19 protein-coding genes are annotated in these 15,209 nt (G+C 54.1%); 11 read left to right on the forward strand and 8 right to left on the reverse strand.

Annotation, left to right across the window (positions count from 1 at the left end; translation table 11 throughout):
• Window positions 1-56 precede the first annotated feature (56 nt).
• Both sodA and yiiM read left to right on the forward strand, forming a co-directional pair.
• Window positions 57-677 (forward strand): superoxide dismutase [Mn], encoded by a 621-nt coding sequence (sodA, locus tag L6R44_RS14120; RefSeq protein ID WP_004203668.1) that lies wholly within the window; start codon window positions 57-59, stop codon window positions 675-677.
• A 66-nt stretch (window positions 678-743) separates the two neighbouring features.
• Complete coding sequence (yiiM, locus tag L6R44_RS14125; RefSeq protein WP_032644350.1) at window positions 744-1,421, forward strand: 6-hydroxyaminopurine reductase; 678 nt, start codon at window positions 744-746, stop codon at window positions 1,419-1,421.
• 148 nt (window positions 1,422-1,569) lie between these two features.
• Here the strand turns inward: yiiM and cpxA are convergent, their stop codons facing one another.
• Both cpxA and cpxR read right to left on the reverse strand, forming a co-directional pair.
• Window positions 1,570-2,943 carry an envelope stress sensor histidine kinase CpxA gene (gene cpxA, locus L6R44_RS14130; RefSeq protein ID WP_148387406.1) on the reverse strand — a complete coding sequence of 458 codons (1,374 nt, stop codon included), beginning with the start codon at window positions 2,941-2,943 and terminating at the stop codon, window positions 1,570-1,572.
• A complete protein-coding gene (cpxR, locus tag L6R44_RS14135) occupies window positions 2,940-3,638 on the reverse strand; it encodes an envelope stress response regulator transcription factor CpxR (protein ID WP_006179159.1) in 699 nt (232 codons plus the stop codon). The genes cpxA and cpxR overlap by 4 nt, the downstream gene beginning before the upstream one ends.
• A gap of 150 nt (window positions 3,639-3,788) precedes the next feature.
• Between cpxR and cpxP the strand changes: the two genes are divergently transcribed.
• A complete protein-coding gene (gene cpxP / locus L6R44_RS14140; RefSeq protein ID WP_237424562.1) occupies window positions 3,789-4,295 on the forward strand; it encodes a cell-envelope stress modulator CpxP in 507 nt (168 codons plus the stop codon).
• A gap of 185 nt (window positions 4,296-4,480) precedes the next feature.
• Here cpxP and L6R44_RS14145 read toward each other — a convergent pair whose 3' ends face one another.
• Window positions 4,481-4,816, reverse strand: a complete 336-nt coding sequence (locus L6R44_RS14145) for a hypothetical protein (protein ID WP_059225171.1) — start codon at window positions 4,814-4,816, stop codon at window positions 4,481-4,483.
• Between L6R44_RS14145 and L6R44_RS14150 the strand changes: the two genes are divergently transcribed.
• Window positions 4,800-5,036, forward strand: a complete 237-nt coding sequence (locus L6R44_RS14150; RefSeq protein ID WP_016243377.1) for a hypothetical protein — start codon at window positions 4,800-4,802, stop codon at window positions 5,034-5,036. The genes L6R44_RS14145 and L6R44_RS14150 overlap by 17 nt on opposite strands.
• A 3-nt stretch (window positions 5,037-5,039) precedes the next feature.
• On the opposite strand, the gene L6R44_RS14155 is transcribed toward L6R44_RS14150, so the two are convergent.
• Both L6R44_RS14155 and L6R44_RS14160 read right to left on the reverse strand, forming a co-directional pair.
• Window positions 5,040-6,020, reverse strand: coding sequence for a phage integrase (locus L6R44_RS14155; RefSeq protein WP_237424563.1), 981 nt, complete (start codon window positions 6,018-6,020; stop codon window positions 5,040-5,042).
• A 69-nt stretch (window positions 6,021-6,089) separates the two neighbouring features.
• Window positions 6,090-6,383, reverse strand: a complete 294-nt coding sequence (locus tag L6R44_RS14160) for a helix-turn-helix domain-containing protein (protein WP_237424564.1) — start codon at window positions 6,381-6,383, stop codon at window positions 6,090-6,092.
• Between the two features lie 152 nt (window positions 6,384-6,535).
• Here L6R44_RS14160 and L6R44_RS14165 point away from each other — a divergent pair, with 152 nt between their 5' ends.
• The 7 genes from L6R44_RS14165 (at window position 6,536) to L6R44_RS14195 (ending at window position 10,844) form a co-directional block, all read left to right on the forward strand.
• Window positions 6,536-6,808: a Cox family DNA-binding protein gene (locus L6R44_RS14165; RefSeq protein WP_016243380.1), complete on the forward strand. Its 273-nt coding sequence runs from the start codon at window positions 6,536-6,538 to the stop codon at window positions 6,806-6,808.
• A 169-nt stretch (window positions 6,809-6,977) separates the two neighbouring features.
• Window positions 6,978-7,478, forward strand: coding sequence for a hypothetical protein (locus L6R44_RS14170; protein ID WP_001670778.1), 501 nt, complete (start codon window positions 6,978-6,980; stop codon window positions 7,476-7,478).
• Between the two features lie 63 nt (window positions 7,479-7,541).
• Window positions 7,542-7,766: a DUF2732 family protein gene (locus L6R44_RS14175; RefSeq protein WP_032237106.1), complete on the forward strand. Its 225-nt coding sequence runs from the start codon at window positions 7,542-7,544 to the stop codon at window positions 7,764-7,766.
• The gene (locus L6R44_RS14180; RefSeq protein ID WP_237424565.1) at window positions 7,766-8,062 is read left to right on the forward strand and encodes a DUF5405 family protein; all 297 of its coding nucleotides are present in this window, start codon (window positions 7,766-7,768) and stop codon (window positions 8,060-8,062) included. Before L6R44_RS14175 ends, L6R44_RS14180 begins: the two co-directional genes overlap by 1 nt.
• 4 nt (window positions 8,063-8,066) lie before the next feature.
• Entirely contained in the window at window positions 8,067-8,291 is a 225-nt protein-coding gene (locus L6R44_RS14185; RefSeq protein ID WP_016243384.1) for a TraR/DksA C4-type zinc finger protein, read from the forward strand.
• Complete coding sequence (locus tag L6R44_RS14190) at window positions 8,288-8,563, forward strand: DUF5405 family protein (protein ID WP_097295575.1); 276 nt, start codon at window positions 8,288-8,290, stop codon at window positions 8,561-8,563. The genes L6R44_RS14185 and L6R44_RS14190 overlap by 4 nt, the downstream gene beginning before the upstream one ends.
• Window positions 8,553-10,844, forward strand: coding sequence for a replication endonuclease (locus L6R44_RS14195; RefSeq protein ID WP_237424566.1), 2,292 nt, complete (start codon window positions 8,553-8,555; stop codon window positions 10,842-10,844). The genes L6R44_RS14190 and L6R44_RS14195 overlap by 11 nt, the downstream gene beginning before the upstream one ends.
• A 684-nt stretch (window positions 10,845-11,528) precedes the next feature.
• On the opposite strand, the gene L6R44_RS14200 is transcribed toward L6R44_RS14195, so the two are convergent.
• Genes L6R44_RS14200 through L6R44_RS14210 form a run of 3 tightly spaced genes read right to left on the reverse strand, consistent with a single transcriptional unit; the run spans window position 11,529 to window position 15,063 of the window.
• Entirely contained in the window at window positions 11,529-12,551 is a 1,023-nt protein-coding gene (locus L6R44_RS14200) for a phage portal protein (RefSeq protein ID WP_193168440.1), read from the reverse strand.
• On the reverse strand, window positions 12,548-13,294 hold the full coding sequence (locus tag L6R44_RS14205; RefSeq protein WP_237424567.1) for a terminase large subunit domain-containing protein: 747 nt from the start codon (window positions 13,292-13,294) through the stop codon (window positions 12,548-12,550). Before L6R44_RS14205 ends, L6R44_RS14200 begins: the two co-directional genes overlap by 4 nt.
• Entirely contained in the window at window positions 13,294-15,063 is a 1,770-nt protein-coding gene (locus L6R44_RS14210) for a terminase ATPase subunit family protein (RefSeq protein ID WP_237424568.1), read from the reverse strand. Before L6R44_RS14210 ends, L6R44_RS14205 begins: the two co-directional genes overlap by 1 nt.
• Window positions 15,064-15,209: the final 146 nt, after the last annotated feature.

The following is a 15,209-nucleotide window of genomic DNA, read 5'->3' on the forward strand; positions in this document are numbered from 1 at the left end:
ACCAACTGCTTACGCGGCATTAACAGCTGTGCCGCCCGACAATAATGGAGAGGATTATGAGTTATACACTGCCATCCCTGCCGTATGCCTACGACGCACTGGAACCGCATTTCGACAAGCAGACGATGGAAATCCATCACACTAAACACCACCAGACCTACGTGAACAACGCGAACGCCGCGCTGGAAAGCCTGCCAGAGTTCGCTAATCTGTCTGCTGAAGAGCTGATCACCAAGCTGGACCAGCTGCCAGCGGATAAGAAAACCGTGCTGCGCAACAACGCGGGCGGCCACGCTAACCACAGCCTGTTCTGGAAAGGCCTGAAAACCGGTACCACCCTGCAGGGCGACCTGAAAGCGGCTATCGAGCGCGACTTCGGCTCCGTTGACAACTTCAAAGCGGAATTTGAAAAAGCCGCTGCTACCCGTTTCGGCTCCGGCTGGGCGTGGCTGGTACTGAAGGGTGACAAGCTGGCGGTGGTGTCTACCGCTAACCAGGACTCCCCGCTGATGGGTGAAGCGATTTCTGGCGCATCCGGTTTCCCAATCCTGGGTCTGGACGTGTGGGAACACGCTTACTACCTGAAATTCCAGAACCGTCGCCCGGACTACATCAAAGCCTTCTGGGACGTGGTGAACTGGGACGAAGCAGCAGCGCGTTTCGCCGCTAAAAAATAAGGTTGCATTGACGCCTGTGAGAAGCGAGTCTGATGACTCGCTTTTTTTGTATCTGAAGGAGTAGATATGCACCACTATCCGGTCAACGTGTTTACAGGCAAGGTAAGGGAGTACGACGGCAGCCGCCCGAGCGCCATCGCCAAAATTCAGGTCGACGGCGAACTGACGTTAACCGAGCTTGGGCTGGCGGGCGACGAGCAGGCCGAAAAGAAAATCCACGGCGGGCCGGAGCGCGCGCTGTGCCATTATCCGCGCGAGCACTATCAGCACTGGAAAACCGAATTCCCCGAGCAGGCGGATCTCTTCGTAGCCCCCGCGTTTGGTGAGAATCTCTCCACTGAAGGGCTCACCGAAAAGAACGTATTTATCGGCGATATCTACCGCTGGGGCGATGCCCTGATTCAGGTGACGCAGCCGCGCTCGCCGTGCTTCAAGCTCAACTTCCACTTCGGTATTCATGACATGTCGTCCCAGCTGCAAAGCGCGGGTAAAACCGGCTGGCTGTATCGCGTGGTGCTGGCCGGACAGGTTTCGGCGGATGCGCCGCTTGAGCTGGCTTCACGCCTGAGCGACGTGTCGGTTTATGACGCCTGCGCCATTGCCTGGCATATGCCGTTTGATGACGAGCAGTATCACCGCCTGCTGTCGGCGGCGGGGCTCTCGACAAGCTGGACCAGAACGATGCAGAAGCGGCGCTTAAGCGGCAAGATCGAGGATAATTCGCGGAGATTATGGGGGAAATAACTGCCCCTCACCCCGGCCCTCTCCCCAAAGGGGCGAGGGTGAAAAGACTGCACTGAGCAGTCCCCTCTCCCCTATGGGGCGAGGGTGAAAAGACTGCACTGAGCAATCCCCTCTCCCCTATGGGGAGAGGGTTAGGGTGAGGGGAAAACTACGAACGCTTATACAACGGCAGCCACAGCGTCAAGCGAAGCCCACCCAGCGGGCTGTCGTCGGCCTTCACCCAGCCGCGGTGCTGCTGCATGGCGGTTTCAACAATCGCCAGACCCAGCCCCGTGCCGCCGGATTCGCGGTCGCGCGCCTCGTCGGTACGGTAAAACGGACGGAAAATCTGCTCGCGGTCTTCCGGGCTGACGCCAGGGCCGTCGTCATCGACAATAACGGTGATCCCGTCTTTATCTACCGAGAACGCCACCTCAATCTTCGTGTGCGAGTAGCGCAGGGCGTTACGCACGATGTTCTCCAGCGCGCTTTCCAGCGTGTTGGGGTTACCGTACAGCGGCCACGGGCCCGGCGGGAAGTTGACGGTGAAGGATTTGCCCATCTGCTCCGCTTCGAACGCCGCGTTATCCAGCACTTCATGCCACAGGTGATTGGCTTTCACCGTTTCGCTGACCAGCGCGTTTTTCTGCTGATTGCGCGACATGACCAGCAGGTCGTTGATCATGCTGTCCAGACGCTGAGCTTCCGTTTCAATACGCTCCAGCTCTTTGCTCTCACCGCTGCGGCGGCGCAGCAGGGCGGTGCCGAGCTGCAGGCGCGTAAGCGGCGTACGCAGCTCGTGCGAGATATCCGACAGCAGACGCTGCTGTGCGGTCATCATGCGATCGAGAGCGCTGACCATCTGGTTAAAACTGGTCCCGGCGGCAAGGAACTCCTGCGGTCCGGCTTCCAGTTCAGGGTGCTGTCGCAGGTTACCCTGCGCCACTTCATCGGCGGCATTCTTCAGCTTGCGTGCCGGTTTTGCCAGGCTCCACGCCAGCCATAACAGCAGCGGCGAGCTGACCAGCATGGTGACAATCAGCAGCAGGAGAGGGCGGTCAAACAGCAGGTTGATAAAATCGGACTGGGAGCTGCTCGCCGGACGGATCAGGTAGAGCTGATAATTATCCTCGCCGTCCCTGACGGAAAAAGGCCCGACCATCTCTACGCGGCCATATTTCTTCTTCTGGGGATGATCGGCGTTATCTGCCTGACCAATGAAGTTGCGGATAATCTGCATTTCATTGCGATCGGCCCCAATGACGCGGCCTTCGCTGGTCACCAGCAGCAGGCGTTGTCCGGGAGGCGCCCACTTGTCGATAGCGCGAAACAGCCTGCGCCACCACATTAAATCGTTCGGCGGATCGTTTGCCAGCTCGGCTTCCACGTGCTGCTCGATCATCACGCCCTGACGTTGCTCGCTGTCGAGAAGCTCCGTCATCTGGCGTGAGTCGAGTTTTGGCAACATCAGTACGAGCATTAAAACTAATGCCAGCGTCAGCCAGAAGATGGCGAAGATGCGGGCGGTTAAGCTTCCTATCATGAAGCGGAAACCATCAGATAACCGCGACCACGCAGGGTTTTAAACCATGGGTGACCGTCTTTACGCTCCGGCAGCTTACGGCGCAGGTTAGAGATGTGCATGTCGATGGCGCGGTCAAACGGGGTCAGACGTTTGCCCAGCACTTCCTGGCTCAGATGTTCACGTGAAACCACCTGGCCCAGATGCTGTGCCAGCAGATACAGCAGGGTGAACTCCGTGCCGGTGAGTTCGAGCGTCTGGCCATCAAAGCTCGCCTCCTGACGGCCCGGGTTCAGGCTCAGGGAGTCGACTTCAAGGGTAGGTGAGCTGTTGTCGGTATTTTGCTGCTGCTCGCTCCAGTGGGAACGACGCAGGATCGCGCGAATACGGGCAACCAATTCACGGTCGTTAAACGGCTTCGGTAAATAGTCATCCGCGCCCAGCTCAAGGCCAAGTACGCGGTCGAGCTCGCTGCCGCGCGCGGTCAGCATGATAACGGGGGTCTGGTGTGTCTGGCGAAGCTCTTTCAACGTATCAATGCCGTTTTTCTTCGGCATCATCACGTCGAGCAAAAGTAGATCGATGCTGTCGTCAAGGAGACTCAGCGCCTGCTCGCCATCGTGGGCAACCAGGACGTTGAAACCTTCCATGTCGAGCAACTCCTTTAAAAGGGATGTGAGCTCTCGGTCATCATCAACTAACAGGATTTTATTCATTGTTTAAATACCTCCGAGGCAGAAATTACGACATCAAGGCTGTCTAATCCATGACTTTACGTTGTTTTACACCCCCTGACGCATGTTTGCAGCCTGAATCGTAGACTGTCTCTCGTTGAATCGCGACACGAAAGATTTTGGGAGCAAGTGATGCGCAAAGTTACCGCTGCCGTCATGGCCTCAACGCTGGCGTTCAGTGCGTTTAGCCAGGCTGCTGTAGCTATCAACGGCGATAACGGTCCCTCACCAGAGGGCGCAACGCAGCTCAGTAGCCAAAGCCATATGTTTGACGGCATAAGTTTAACCGAACATCAGCGTCAACAGATGCGAGATCTGATGCAGAGGGCACGACACGACCAGCCCCCTGTTAATGTTAGCGAAATGGAGACAATGCATCGCCTTGTCACCGCAGAAAATTTTGACGAAAGCGCTGTACGCGCTCAGGCCGAAAAAATGGCACAGGAACAGGTTGCCCGCCAGGTAGAGATGGCGAAGGTCCGCAACCAGATGTTCCACCTGCTAACGCCGGAGCAGCAAGCGGTTTTGAATGCCAGACATCAGCAGCGAATGGACCAGCTGCGTGAGGTTGCACGGATGCAGCGAAGCTCAGAAACAACGTTTTTCAGTAGCAATAGCAGTACCCAGCGTTCCCAGTAAACCCTGTTTTCCTTGCCATAGACACCATCCCTGTCTTCCCCCACATGATGTGGGGGTTTTTTTTATCAATCACTTACATCAGTTTTCATAAAAAACAGCAACTTAAAAAAACCTGCAAGGGACTGGAAGGGCTACAAAGTTCTCCGGGTGTGGACACTATGTGGACACTCGGGCGGTCTAATTCCCTAATCGAGTATGTCGAGTTCTCTGATTTTTTGTACGGCTGCAATTAGCTCATCTGGCTTGTAATTGGAAGCATCAATTTCTTTCAACTTTCCATCATCGAGAACAAGCCGCAACTTTTTATCTTTTTTAAGATAAGCAGCTAACACACCGGCAACTGCGCCAATGGCAGCAGTGCCGAACGGTAGCAGGATGTTGATATATTCCGTTGTGCCAGCACCGAAACACATTGGCCCTCGTTGATAAGGAACGGCTACGGTGTCAAGCTCTTTGGCTAAATAGGCAATATTTCTGCCGCTGGCTCTGCAATGGATCTTGTTTATGGAACTGTTCGTCATTTCTTCAAAACTCCCTTTGCGTAAACGCATTAAACTGGTCATCCCACTTTTTAAAGGTGTTATGACCATCCTCTGTGGTTACAACTGGTCGCTTAAGTTCAGGCCTGTCGGGAAAGCGCAGGCCGACGGATTAAGCTTTGACGTCTATCAGGACGACGTTACATCGCAAGATGCGCTTATCGTCCTGGTCGATAGCAAACGAACTATGCTGCCTGATTAATTATCAAACCGTTAAACCTCCCTTTAGTGGGTTTAACGCTACTGCGTTTTGCAGGTAATCAGGCGCAAGGTGCGCATAGGCCATCGTCTGCTGAATGCTCGCGTGCCCGAGAATCTGCTGCAGCGCAATAATATTGCCCCCGTTCATCATGAAATGGCTTGCGAAGGTATGGCGCAGGATATGTGTTGCCTGATTTGGTGGAATATCAGGTTTCACTCTGCGTAAAATCCCGCAAAACTTCTCATAGTCAACCTTGAACAATTTAGCGCTGGCCTCCTCTTTAACTTTCTTCTCCAGTTCCTCGGAAATCGGCACGGTTCGCTTTTTGCCGTTTTTGGTTTTCAAAAAGGTAACCCTGCAGCTTGTTATCTGCGCTGGTTTCAGCGTGGCAACTTCCGTCCATCTTCCGCCAGTGCTCAGGCACAAAAGCGCGACCAGCAAGTCATCACCAACCAAAACGCTTAACAGCTTCTCAATTTCTGACTTATCCAGAAATGTCATTTCCGGGTTGGCCTCCGCCAGCGGCGGCAGACCATGAATCGGATGTTGCCCGGAATACTCATCCAACTGGATTAGCTTGGTGAACATGCCCGATAAACGGTACATGTCACGATTTATCGTCGCTGCGCTGATGCCATCGCGTAGACGAACAGAGCGGTAATCCATAAGGCATTTTTTATTCAATCTGCTGACCGGAATGTCACCCAATCCGCTGATAGTTTTGCGCAAATGCCCTCGCTCTTTTTCTCCGTGTTCGTGATTCTGGCCGTGATACTTCCACCACGCCTCTAACAGCTCTGACAGGGTGCGGCGGTCTGTTCGCTGACCTGCCCATTCTTTCTGGCTGGCGTTGGCGATTGTGTACCGCTCAAATGCTACAGCCTCAGCTTTTCTTTCAAACTTCCTGCGGATGCGTTTTCCGTCGCGGCCGCGAGGTCTAATGTCCACTTCATAGCGACCATCATCGAGCTTCTTAATTGGCATAAGAAAGCCCTCCGGCGCTGTACTCACCATCTTGGTAACAAATGGTGAAAATGTAATGTTTGTATAGTGTTAACCAGTCTGTTTCTCGGAGTGGTCTGATTCTGTTGGTTCTCGCCCAATGTGTGCGAAAGCCGGTGCTATCTGACCAGCTTGCGGGGCTGTCTCACCAGTCATCAGCCATAGCGTGTATTTTTTAAACTGCGGGGTGTTGGTGACTCGCATTATGATGCTTAGGCCGGGTTCCTTATGCCCGCTTTCATAGTTTTTAACTGTACCAAGCGCTATCCCGCTAATTTCACTGAATTTTGACTGCGTTAAACCCTCGGCTTTTCTGATGGCTTTCAATTTTTCAAATGTCTGCATTTGACAGTAACCTATTGGTGACTTATATTCCCTCAAAGGTTATCAATTGATAACCATTTGAGGCGCTAAAACCAGTCCCCTAAAAGGACAGGGGCGACTTAGAAAGGACTGGATCGGTCAAGAGTAGCACGAAAGCAAAGAGGGTCTAACTAATGGAAGCCAATGATTATGTGATTCAGTACCCGCTTGACGCGGTGCATACGGTGAAGTTTGCCGAGTTGCTTGGTAAGCCAGAATCGGCAGTTACCAAGATGGTCAAAGAGAATAAGTTGCCAGTTATCGAGCTTCGGGATCCAAGTAAGCCGAATGCTCGCGCCGGTGAAAAGTGGGTTTTCATCCCGGAATTTAATCGCGCAGTTCGTGAGGCGTTCTACAACCGACCGGTAGAACAGCGTGACGCGTGGCTGCTTTGGATGGGGCTTTGATTATGAATGAGCCTCGTTGCATTGCTCAGTTATTGCGTAACGAGAGCCCGAAGGCGATGGATTTCACTATCACCCACGGCAGGGGGCGCAAGGGCATCATCATCCGCACCCAAAAACCGAGCGCTATTAGCGCTGTTTTTGCTTTTCTGAAATCCCGGAGGTTCTGGAAATGCCTGTAATGACACTCGGTATCGTGGAGAAACAGCCAGCAGCTCTGCGCGGTCTGATTGGTAAATATCTGGCCGCGCCTCGCTGGCAGGATAGTTGCGATTTTTACAATCAGATGATGGAACGTGAGCGCCTGACCGTTTGTTTTCATGCCCAGTTAAAGCAGCGTCACGCGACGATGCGTTTTGAAGAAATGAACGATGTAGACCGTGAGCGATTAGTTTGCGCTATTGATGAGCTGCGTGCTGCATTTTCCAGACGTCGACAGGTTGGCGCGAGTGAGTATGCGTATATTAGTTTTTTGACGGTCAGCCAACGCCGCACTTTGTTTATGCATGCCGGATTAACTGAAAAAGAATTTAATCAGCCTTACTGGCGTATTAATGAAGATTCCTGTTATTGGCGTGATGCCTTATTTCGTGCATTGCGAGAGCTTTTTAATTTATTTGAATATGCACCAACAATATTAACCTCGGTAAAGCCTGAGCAATATCTGCATTAAATAAACAACCGTAGTTTTTTACGCACTTAATTGTGCGGGGCTTCTTTTTGTCTGGAGAAAGTCATGCATACAGTAACAGGAAAGCAGCGCAGTAACTTCTCATTAATGCTGCAACAGGCGCGAGCCGAAGCGCAGGCCGATGCGGCGACGCGCTTTTCCTCTCATCTGGACGGTTTAATCCGTCATATAGCTGGCGCAGATTTGTCGCGCGTGGAGATTGTCGAGTTACTCAGTCAGGAATCCATCAAGTTTCATAATATCGGCCTTTCTCGCGGGGAGTCTCTTTAATGTCTCTGATGCACTCCGTATTACTTAATAACTGGCTAAAGATTGCGGTTATGAAAAACGGTGAATTATCGCTTGCTGACATTAAGCGCGATAAAGAAACCGGAGCGATGACTGAATCAACCATCGCTATTTATTCGAGTGAATTAAATCTCCTGACGGATGTGGTCAATTTGCTTGTGAAACGCGCCGTTTTTCATAAGCAAATCACCAGCGTAGATGAATTATCGAAATTAACTATCGAGCTAACCGGTTACTGCGCCGGTGAGTTTAAAAAACTGAACAGAGAGAGGAGCTAAATCAATGCCGGATTATATGGATCACATTCAGGAGCGACAGACGGAATCACTGACTCGCCAGATTAACGCCGCTCGGGTGAAGCCGTGCGGCGCTGCTGCATTGGTTTGCGAAGAATGTGACGCACCAATCCCTGCCGACCGCCGTGCGGCATATCCGTCGGCGACACGCTGTGTCTACTGTCAGTCAGCGCTTGAATCAAAAGCTAAACACTTTCGGGGGCAGGCATGAGCATTCGTATCGAGATTGGCGAGCGCTATGTCGTCACAAGTGACCGTTTTCAGTTCATTTTGCAGGAGAAAAAGACCGCTGAAACAGGGAAGAATGCCGGTAAAGAGTGGCTGGATGTTGTCGGCTATTACCCCAAATTAAACCAGCTCGTTTCCGGTCTGATTCATCACGATATTTTGAGCGGTAGCGCTGTCTCTTTTGAGGAATTGAGCGCTCAGGTTGAGCTACTCGGTCAGCAGTGTTTACGGGCTTTTGACACAAATGGCCGTTGAAATTCGGGGGCGTTCTGCCCCTACACCGCCACCACCATTTGCAAAAGGCACCGGCAAAGAGTTTGCCGGTGTTTACTCATGGAACGCGCCGCGTGAGGCTATTGGGCGTGAGAGACCCCTTACACGTGACGAGCTGCGTCAGGTGCAAGGTGTTTTATCTAAAATTGACCGCCTGCCTTACTTTTTAAGTTCTCTGTTTACTTCGCGCTATGAATATATCAGGCGCAACAAAAGCCCTGTGCATGGGCTGTATTTCCTCAAGTCGACATTTCTGCGCCGGTTGTGGCCGCGCATTGAGCGGGTTAATCAGCGTAACGAAATGAATACAGAGGCGTCGCTGCTGTTTCTTGCTGAAAGTGAGAATTACGCGCGCCTGCCGGGGATGAACGATAAAGCGCTGAAAAAATTTGCGTCTCGTATCGCCTCGCAGCTTTTCATCATGTACGAGGAGTTAAGCGACGCATGGGCTGAGGCGCACGGTGGCAAAGAGTCGCTTTTTACCGATGAGGCTCAGGCGCACCTGTACGGTCATGTTGCTGGCGCAGCTCGTGCTTTTAATGTTGCCCCGCTTTTCTGGAAGAAATACCGCAAAGGCCAGATGACAATCCGACAGGCATTTTCCGCCGTCGCTCGCCTGATTAACGATGAATGGTGGACTAACCAGCTTAAGGCGCAGCGCATGCGCTGGCATGAAGCACTGCTGATTGCTGCAGGCGAGGTGAATAAAGACCGCTCGCCGTATGCCAGTAAAAACGCTATCCGTGATGTGCATGCACGCCGCCTGGCAAATCTTGAATACCTGAAATCCTGCGAGCTGGAAAACAAAGTTACCGGCGAACGTATCGACCTTATCAGCAAAGTGATGGGGAGTATTTCCAATCCTGAAATTCGCCGCATGGAGCTGATGAACACCATTGCGGGGATTGAGCGTTATGCCGCTGCTGAGGGTGATGTCGGTATGTTTATCACGCTGACTGCACCGTCGAAGTATCACCCGACTCGTCAGGTCGGGAAGGGTAAAGATAAGACTGTACAGCTTAATCATGGCTGGAATGGTGAGGCTTACACCCCGAAGGATGCGCAGCGTTACCTTTGCCGTATCTGGAGCCTGATGCGTACCGCTTTCAAAGATAATGATTTGCAGGTTTATGGTATGCGCGTCGTCGAACCGCACCACGACGGGACGCCGCACTGGCACATGATGCTGTTTTGCCAGCCCCGGCAGCGCAAAGAAATCACCGAAATTATGCGTCGTTATGCTCTCAAAGAGGATGGCGACGAGCGCGGTGCTGCTCGCAACCGCTTTCAGGCTAAGCACCTGAACAAAGGCGGTGCGGCCGGGTACATCGCGAAATACATCGCCAAAAATATCGACGGTTACGCGCTAGATGGTGAGCTCGATAAAGATACCGGCAAACCGCTCAAAGATACCGCCGCCGCTGTTACTGCGTGGGCGTCAACGTGGCGAATCCCTCAGTTTAAGCCGATTGGCCTGCCGACGATGGGCGCTTACCGTGAGCTGCGCAAGCTGCCTCGCGGGGTCAGTATTGCTGATGAGTTTGACGAGCGAGTCGAAGCAGCACGCGCCGCGGCTGATGGCGGTGATTTCGACCTGTATATCACTGCTCAGGGCGGCGCAAATGTCCCGCGCGACGGCCAGACCGTCAGGGTCGCCCGTAGCGTCAGTGATGAGGTTAACGACTACGAAGAAGATATCGAGAGGGTGGTCGGTATTTACGCGCCTCACCTCGGCGCGCGTCACGTTCACATTACCCGGTCATCAGAATGGCGCATCGTTCCAAAGGTTTTGGCCGTTGAGCCTTTGACCTTAAAAAGCGGCATTGCCGCGCCTCGGAGTCCTGTCAATAACTGTGGAAAGCTCACCGGCGGTGACGTTTCGGTTATGACCCCTACACCGTCTGAGTATGCCGCAGCGGTGTTAAATCTTGTTGATGACGGGGTTATCGCATGGGATGACCCCGAAGTCGTGACGGCGCTCAAGGGCGCACTAAAACACGACGCGCCGCAGCAAAATCGTCAGCAAAGAAGTGGAGAGCCATTAAAACAGCATGACGTTGCCCCATCAGGCAGGCTGACTAAATCCGAACGCGCGCAAATACCGCGCATCCGCTTTGACCTTGCGCAGCAAGGCATCACTCCGAAGCGCTGGGAGCTTGAGGCGCTGGCGCGTGGTGCGACCGTGACATACCACGGGCAGAAATTCACATATCCGGTCGCTGATGAGTGGCCGGGGTTTACTGGTATATCTGAATGGGGGTAATTGTGAGAAAAATCTGTGTGATTGTTGGGTGGATTGCTGGGCTGTCGCTTTTCTTTCTGCTTCTTGGTTGGGCGGGTGAGCAAGACCGTAAAGACTGTGAGGAACGGATAGCAACAGAGCTGAAAACCACGGCTGTTTTTATAAACAATAAGTGCATGGTGAAGGGGTATGGCCGCTTTGACGGGAGGTGACCTATCTGACCCGAGCAAACGCCGCCGGTGCTGAAACTCGCTTTCAGTGCTGGCGGGGTTGAACAACGAGCCCCGCGAGGCGTTAGCCTGCCCCTGAGTATCCGCCCTAGACCGGCACCATTAAAGCCGGCTTTTTTATGCCATTTTTCCGCGAATTTCCCGTTTTTTAGCCATGCATGCAACAGGTGCATTGTTTTGCATGCGTCAGGTTTGCCCGTCTTGGCCGTGTGCCGCCAGTGCTGGCGCGGATACAGAGTGGTCATGCAACTGCATTAAAACCGACCCATGAAGCGGGCAGGCGTGGCGGGGAAAGCATTGCGCGCCAGCGGTGGTGCGTAATGATAAAAATTATCGTCTGAGCGCGTCGTGATGGCGCGGTCGTGGTTGCTGTCGGCTCGTTGGTGGTCTGGTGCGGCTGTGCGCGTGTGGTGCGTCTGAGGAGTGATGGTGGCGGGGTGTGAAAAAGCCGCCATGCTGGCGGCTTGAGGGGGGATTATTCCGGGTTGTCGAGGGTGTACTCTTTGAACCTGATGACCTCCATGCCGAGCCAGTCGTTTACCTCTCTGAACCTGTCCTGCAGGGGCGATAGCTCATTACGCACGAACACCTTTGCCACCTTCTCAACGTCACCGAGTGAGCCGATATTCTCGGGCTTGCCGCCCATAAGCTGGAACGGCACGCGGTGCGCGTCCATCAGGTCGGCGGCGCTGGCTTTCTTGATGTTGAAAAAGTCATCCTTTGTGGCGACCTCGCTCAGTGGCACGATTTTGATGCCGTCCGGTTTTCCGCCGGGGGCGTAGAAAAACAGGTTCTTAAAGTTGCCGAGCCCTTTCGAGTTACGCATCGCCTCGCGCAGCGATTCGACGTCGGTCGCGCTCTGCGCCGGGTCGGTCACATACATTATGTAACCTGCGTGCGCGCCGTTCTGGTAATACTTGCGGCGGAACAGCGTTGCGGATTCATTCAGCCAGGCGGAATTAAGCGCGCTGAGATATTCAGGCAGGCCGTAAATCTCCTGATTTATATCGGGCTCCAGCAGGTGAAACACGGTGTCAGGTGCGAACTCATGCGGTAGAGTGAAATTTTCCACAAACCAGAAAATCGAATCGTCGACCCCGCGCCGGGTGTATTTGGCTGGTGAGGCCAGCAGCTTGATTAACTGGCCGGTGACGCTGTGGCGCTGCTCAAGAAAGGCGTTGCCGAATACCAGATAGTCGAGCGCAAAGCGGCTGAAATCCTGACGGGACAGCAGCGGGTGCGGAATGTAGGTGCTCGCGAGCACGTTGCGCTTAACGTAAATCGGTGAGCTGTGATGTACAGCAGAGCGCAGGCTCTTTGCCAGCCCGGAGAAACTGACCGGCGGCTCGTACCATTTGCCGTTACTGATGCACTCGACGTAATCCAGAATGTCGCGCTTATCGAGTACCGGCACCGGCTCGCCAAAGGTGAACGCCTCCATTTTTTGCGGGGCGCTGGCGGTCATGGCAACTTGTTTGCGTGGCTTGCGCTTGCTCATGCTGCCACCTCACCCGCTGCAACAACGAAAGACCAGTCGCAGCCAAACAGCAGCCGATAATCATCGTCGCTGTATTCGCGTTTAATTTCCTCGGGCGCAAAGAGATTGCACCCGCGCTGGCATGCTGCATCCAGAGTGACCGACTGACGCCAGACACCATCTGTGCAAAATACGCTGTCGCCGGTATTGATGAGTGGTGACGGTCGATGCCAGCGGGTTGTGCCGTTCCATACCCGGAAAGCGTCATGATTATCAGAGGGCGAGGTGAACATCGTCAGGCTGTGGCGTTTATGACAGGCGATACCCGCCGCGACTTTTGCCGCCTTTAACGGGTTATTGAACCATGCGAACTCATCAAGGTAGACGTTACCGGCCAGCGCGGCGCAATGAGATTCCTCGCCGACAAAGCTGATAATCGCACCGCCGTCGAGCTGCAGGCTGTGGCCGTTGCTCGTCAGACGGACGCCGACGCGCGCCGAAAGGTTATTCATGTACATCAGCGCCACGCGCGCATGCTCAATGGTGTGAGCAAACCAGACCTGATTATCGCCTGTTGTCAGCGCATCGAGCAGCGCCTCACGGCTAAAGACTTGCGTTGCGCCAATCTGGCGCGATTTGGTGATGCTGCGGTCGATATTGAGCTTCCCGACCCGCAACCATGTTGCCTGATAGTCAAAGCTGTCATTGTGCAGAATATCGGCCATTGCCTGAATCTGGCTTTGTGAGAAAACGTTATTTTTCATTAATTAAACTCCAGAATAGATTTAGGCTGCATGCCGCTACCGGCGGAAAGCGGTTCGTTTAACAGGGCGTGCATGGTCGCCCATGCGATATCTGCGTGACTGGCTTCCTCGGTGCGGCTGGCCTCGTAGGTGGCGCTGCGCCCGCTGCTGGTCATGGTTTTGCGGATGGACATAAACGACTGCGTGACGTCGGTCGCCCCGGCGTCGTACTCCAGACAGCCGCGGCGAATGGTGTCTTTTGCCTTAAGCACCATCGCGGTTTTCATCTCAGGCGTGTAACGGATGCCGCGTGCCGCCGGGTAGAATGAGCGCACCAACTGGAACACGCCGAGACCGAGGCCGGTTGCGTCAATGCCGATGTATTCGACGTTGTATTTCTCGGTCAGTTTGCGGATGCCCTCTGCCTGCGCGGCAAAGTCCATGCCTTTCCACTGGTGGCGCTCCAACATGCGGAACTTGCCACCCGAGACCACCGGTGGCGCGAGCACGACGCACCCGGCGCTGTCGCCAGTGTGCGACGGGTCGTAGCCAATCCAGACAGGGCGCGAGCCGAACGGGTGGTCGGCGAACGGGGTGAAGTCCTCCCATTCTTCCATCACGTCGACCATGCAGCGCTGCAGCTCCTCGAACGGGAATACCGACGCTTTATCGTCGACAAACTCGCACATAAACAGGTTCTTAAAGTCCTCGTCACTGTTTTCGCGTTTGAGCTGGTCGAGGTCGAACAGAGTACAGCCACCGGCAAGCGCGTCCTCAATAGTGACAATCTGCCGCCACTGGCCATCGTCGCAGAGCTGACCACCGGCGAGCGCACTGTGACTGATGTCGATTTCGATGCGGTCGGCAATCCGGTTGCGCCCCTTGTTGAACAGCTCGCCAGACCAGAAGGGGTAAGCGCCGTGCGCCAGCGTTGATGGTGTCGAAAAGTAGGTCGAGCGCAGGTGCTTCTGCGAGGCCATGCCCGAGGCGACCTTGCGCAGCTTCTGAAAATTCGGGATCCAGAATATTTCATCGACATACAGGTCGCCGTTATGGCTCTGCGCGGTGTTGGAATTGGTACCGAGAAAAATCAGCTTTGCGCCGTTGTTGCCAATGACAATCGGGTCGCCGGTCAGGTCAACGTCGACCAGTCGCGCAAACTGAATGATGTATTCGCGGAACACGTAAGCTTGCGTTTTACTGGCCGACAGAAATATTTGGTTATGGCCGGTCTTGAGCGCGCGCAGCAGCGCCTCGCGGGAGAAATAGAACGTCGCGCCAATCTGGCGGGATTTGAGAATATCGCGAATACGGTGCGCCAGCCCTGCGCGGTACCACTGCAACTGATACTCGAAAGACTGGTCGAAAAATAGTTCCTCCAGTTTCTCGATAGCCTCGTCGCTGAAAAAGTTCTTTTTCGGCTTCTTACGCTCGCCCTTGTTGCGGTTAGCGACATTGGGGTTAAGGTCGACCTCGTTGCCGGTCTGGCTGTAGCGGTTAACGCGCGCCAGTCGCTCAATCTGCCGCCCGAGCAGGTCAATCTCTTTGAAGTCGCCGCCTGATTTTTGCGGCTTGGCGATGAGCTGAATCAGCCTGGCCTCAAGGCTGCTTTCGACGCGGGAAATCGGTGCGATGCCGTCCCAGCCGTCGCGCTGCTTCCAGCTCTGCACGGTCGGGCGCTTGACCTGCAGCATTTCGGCAATCTGTGGCACGGAAAAACCCTGCCAGTAAAGCAGCGATGCCTGCCGTCGCGGGTCATGCAACAAGGTTGTATCGGTGGAAATGGTCATTGATGCCTCGCCGTAGTGGATTCAGGGCAAGGCTACTTAATGGCCGTCAGTGATTCGCTAAGGTGCTGTTGTGTGGGCGGTTGTCCAGTCGTCATTGGTGGTCTGGCGTGTCCTGAGTCTGGAAACTGGCGGTGACCAGTAACCCC

Source organism: Enterobacter cloacae complex sp. ECC445, assembly GCF_021892025.1.
Lineage (GTDB): Bacteria > Pseudomonadota > Gammaproteobacteria > Enterobacterales > Enterobacteriaceae > Enterobacter > Enterobacter chengduensis.

Excerpts from the sequence above, each read along its gene's own strand:
- yiiM (WP_032644350.1), top strand. The coding sequence starts at position 744 with ATGCACCACTATCCGGTCAACGTGTTTACAGGCAAGGTAAGGGAGTAC.
- L6R44_RS14205 (WP_237424567.1), bottom strand. The coding sequence starts at position 13,294 with ATGAAAAATAACGTTTTCTCACAAAGCCAGATTCAGGCAATGGCCGAT.
- L6R44_RS14210 (WP_237424568.1), bottom strand. The coding sequence starts at position 15,063 with ATGACCATTTCCACCGATACAACCTTGTTGCATGACCCGCGACGGCAG.
- cpxP (WP_237424562.1), top strand. The coding sequence starts at position 3,789 with ATGCGCAAAGTTACCGCTGCCGTCATGGCCTCAACGCTGGCGTTCAGT.
- sodA (WP_004203668.1), top strand. The coding sequence starts at position 57 with ATGAGTTATACACTGCCATCCCTGCCGTATGCCTACGACGCACTGGAA.
- cpxR (WP_006179159.1), bottom strand. The coding sequence starts at position 3,638 with ATGAATAAAATCCTGTTAGTTGATGATGACCGAGAGCTCACATCCCTT.
- L6R44_RS14160 (WP_237424564.1), bottom strand. The coding sequence starts at position 6,383 with ATGCAGACATTTGAAAAATTGAAAGCCATCAGAAAAGCCGAGGGTTTA.
- L6R44_RS14145 (WP_059225171.1), bottom strand. The coding sequence starts at position 4,816 with ATGACGAACAGTTCCATAAACAAGATCCATTGCAGAGCCAGCGGCAGA.
- L6R44_RS14170 (WP_001670778.1), top strand. The coding sequence starts at position 6,978 with ATGCCTGTAATGACACTCGGTATCGTGGAGAAACAGCCAGCAGCTCTG.
- L6R44_RS14175 (WP_032237106.1), top strand. The coding sequence starts at position 7,542 with ATGCATACAGTAACAGGAAAGCAGCGCAGTAACTTCTCATTAATGCTG.
- L6R44_RS14165 (WP_016243380.1), top strand. The coding sequence starts at position 6,536 with ATGGAAGCCAATGATTATGTGATTCAGTACCCGCTTGACGCGGTGCAT.
- cpxA (WP_148387406.1), bottom strand. The coding sequence starts at position 2,943 with ATGATAGGAAGCTTAACCGCCCGCATCTTCGCCATCTTCTGGCTGACG.
- L6R44_RS14190 (WP_097295575.1), top strand. The coding sequence starts at position 8,288 with ATGAGCATTCGTATCGAGATTGGCGAGCGCTATGTCGTCACAAGTGAC.
- L6R44_RS14180 (WP_237424565.1), top strand. The coding sequence starts at position 7,766 with ATGTCTCTGATGCACTCCGTATTACTTAATAACTGGCTAAAGATTGCG.
- L6R44_RS14200 (WP_193168440.1), bottom strand. The coding sequence starts at position 12,551 with ATGAGCAAGCGCAAGCCACGCAAACAAGTTGCCATGACCGCCAGCGCC.
- L6R44_RS14185 (WP_016243384.1), top strand. The coding sequence starts at position 8,067 with ATGCCGGATTATATGGATCACATTCAGGAGCGACAGACGGAATCACTG.
- L6R44_RS14195 (WP_237424566.1), top strand. The coding sequence starts at position 8,553 with ATGGCCGTTGAAATTCGGGGGCGTTCTGCCCCTACACCGCCACCACCA.
- L6R44_RS14155 (WP_237424563.1), bottom strand. The coding sequence starts at position 6,020 with ATGCCAATTAAGAAGCTCGATGATGGTCGCTATGAAGTGGACATTAGA.
- L6R44_RS14150 (WP_016243377.1), top strand. The coding sequence starts at position 4,800 with ATGGAACTGTTCGTCATTTCTTCAAAACTCCCTTTGCGTAAACGCATT.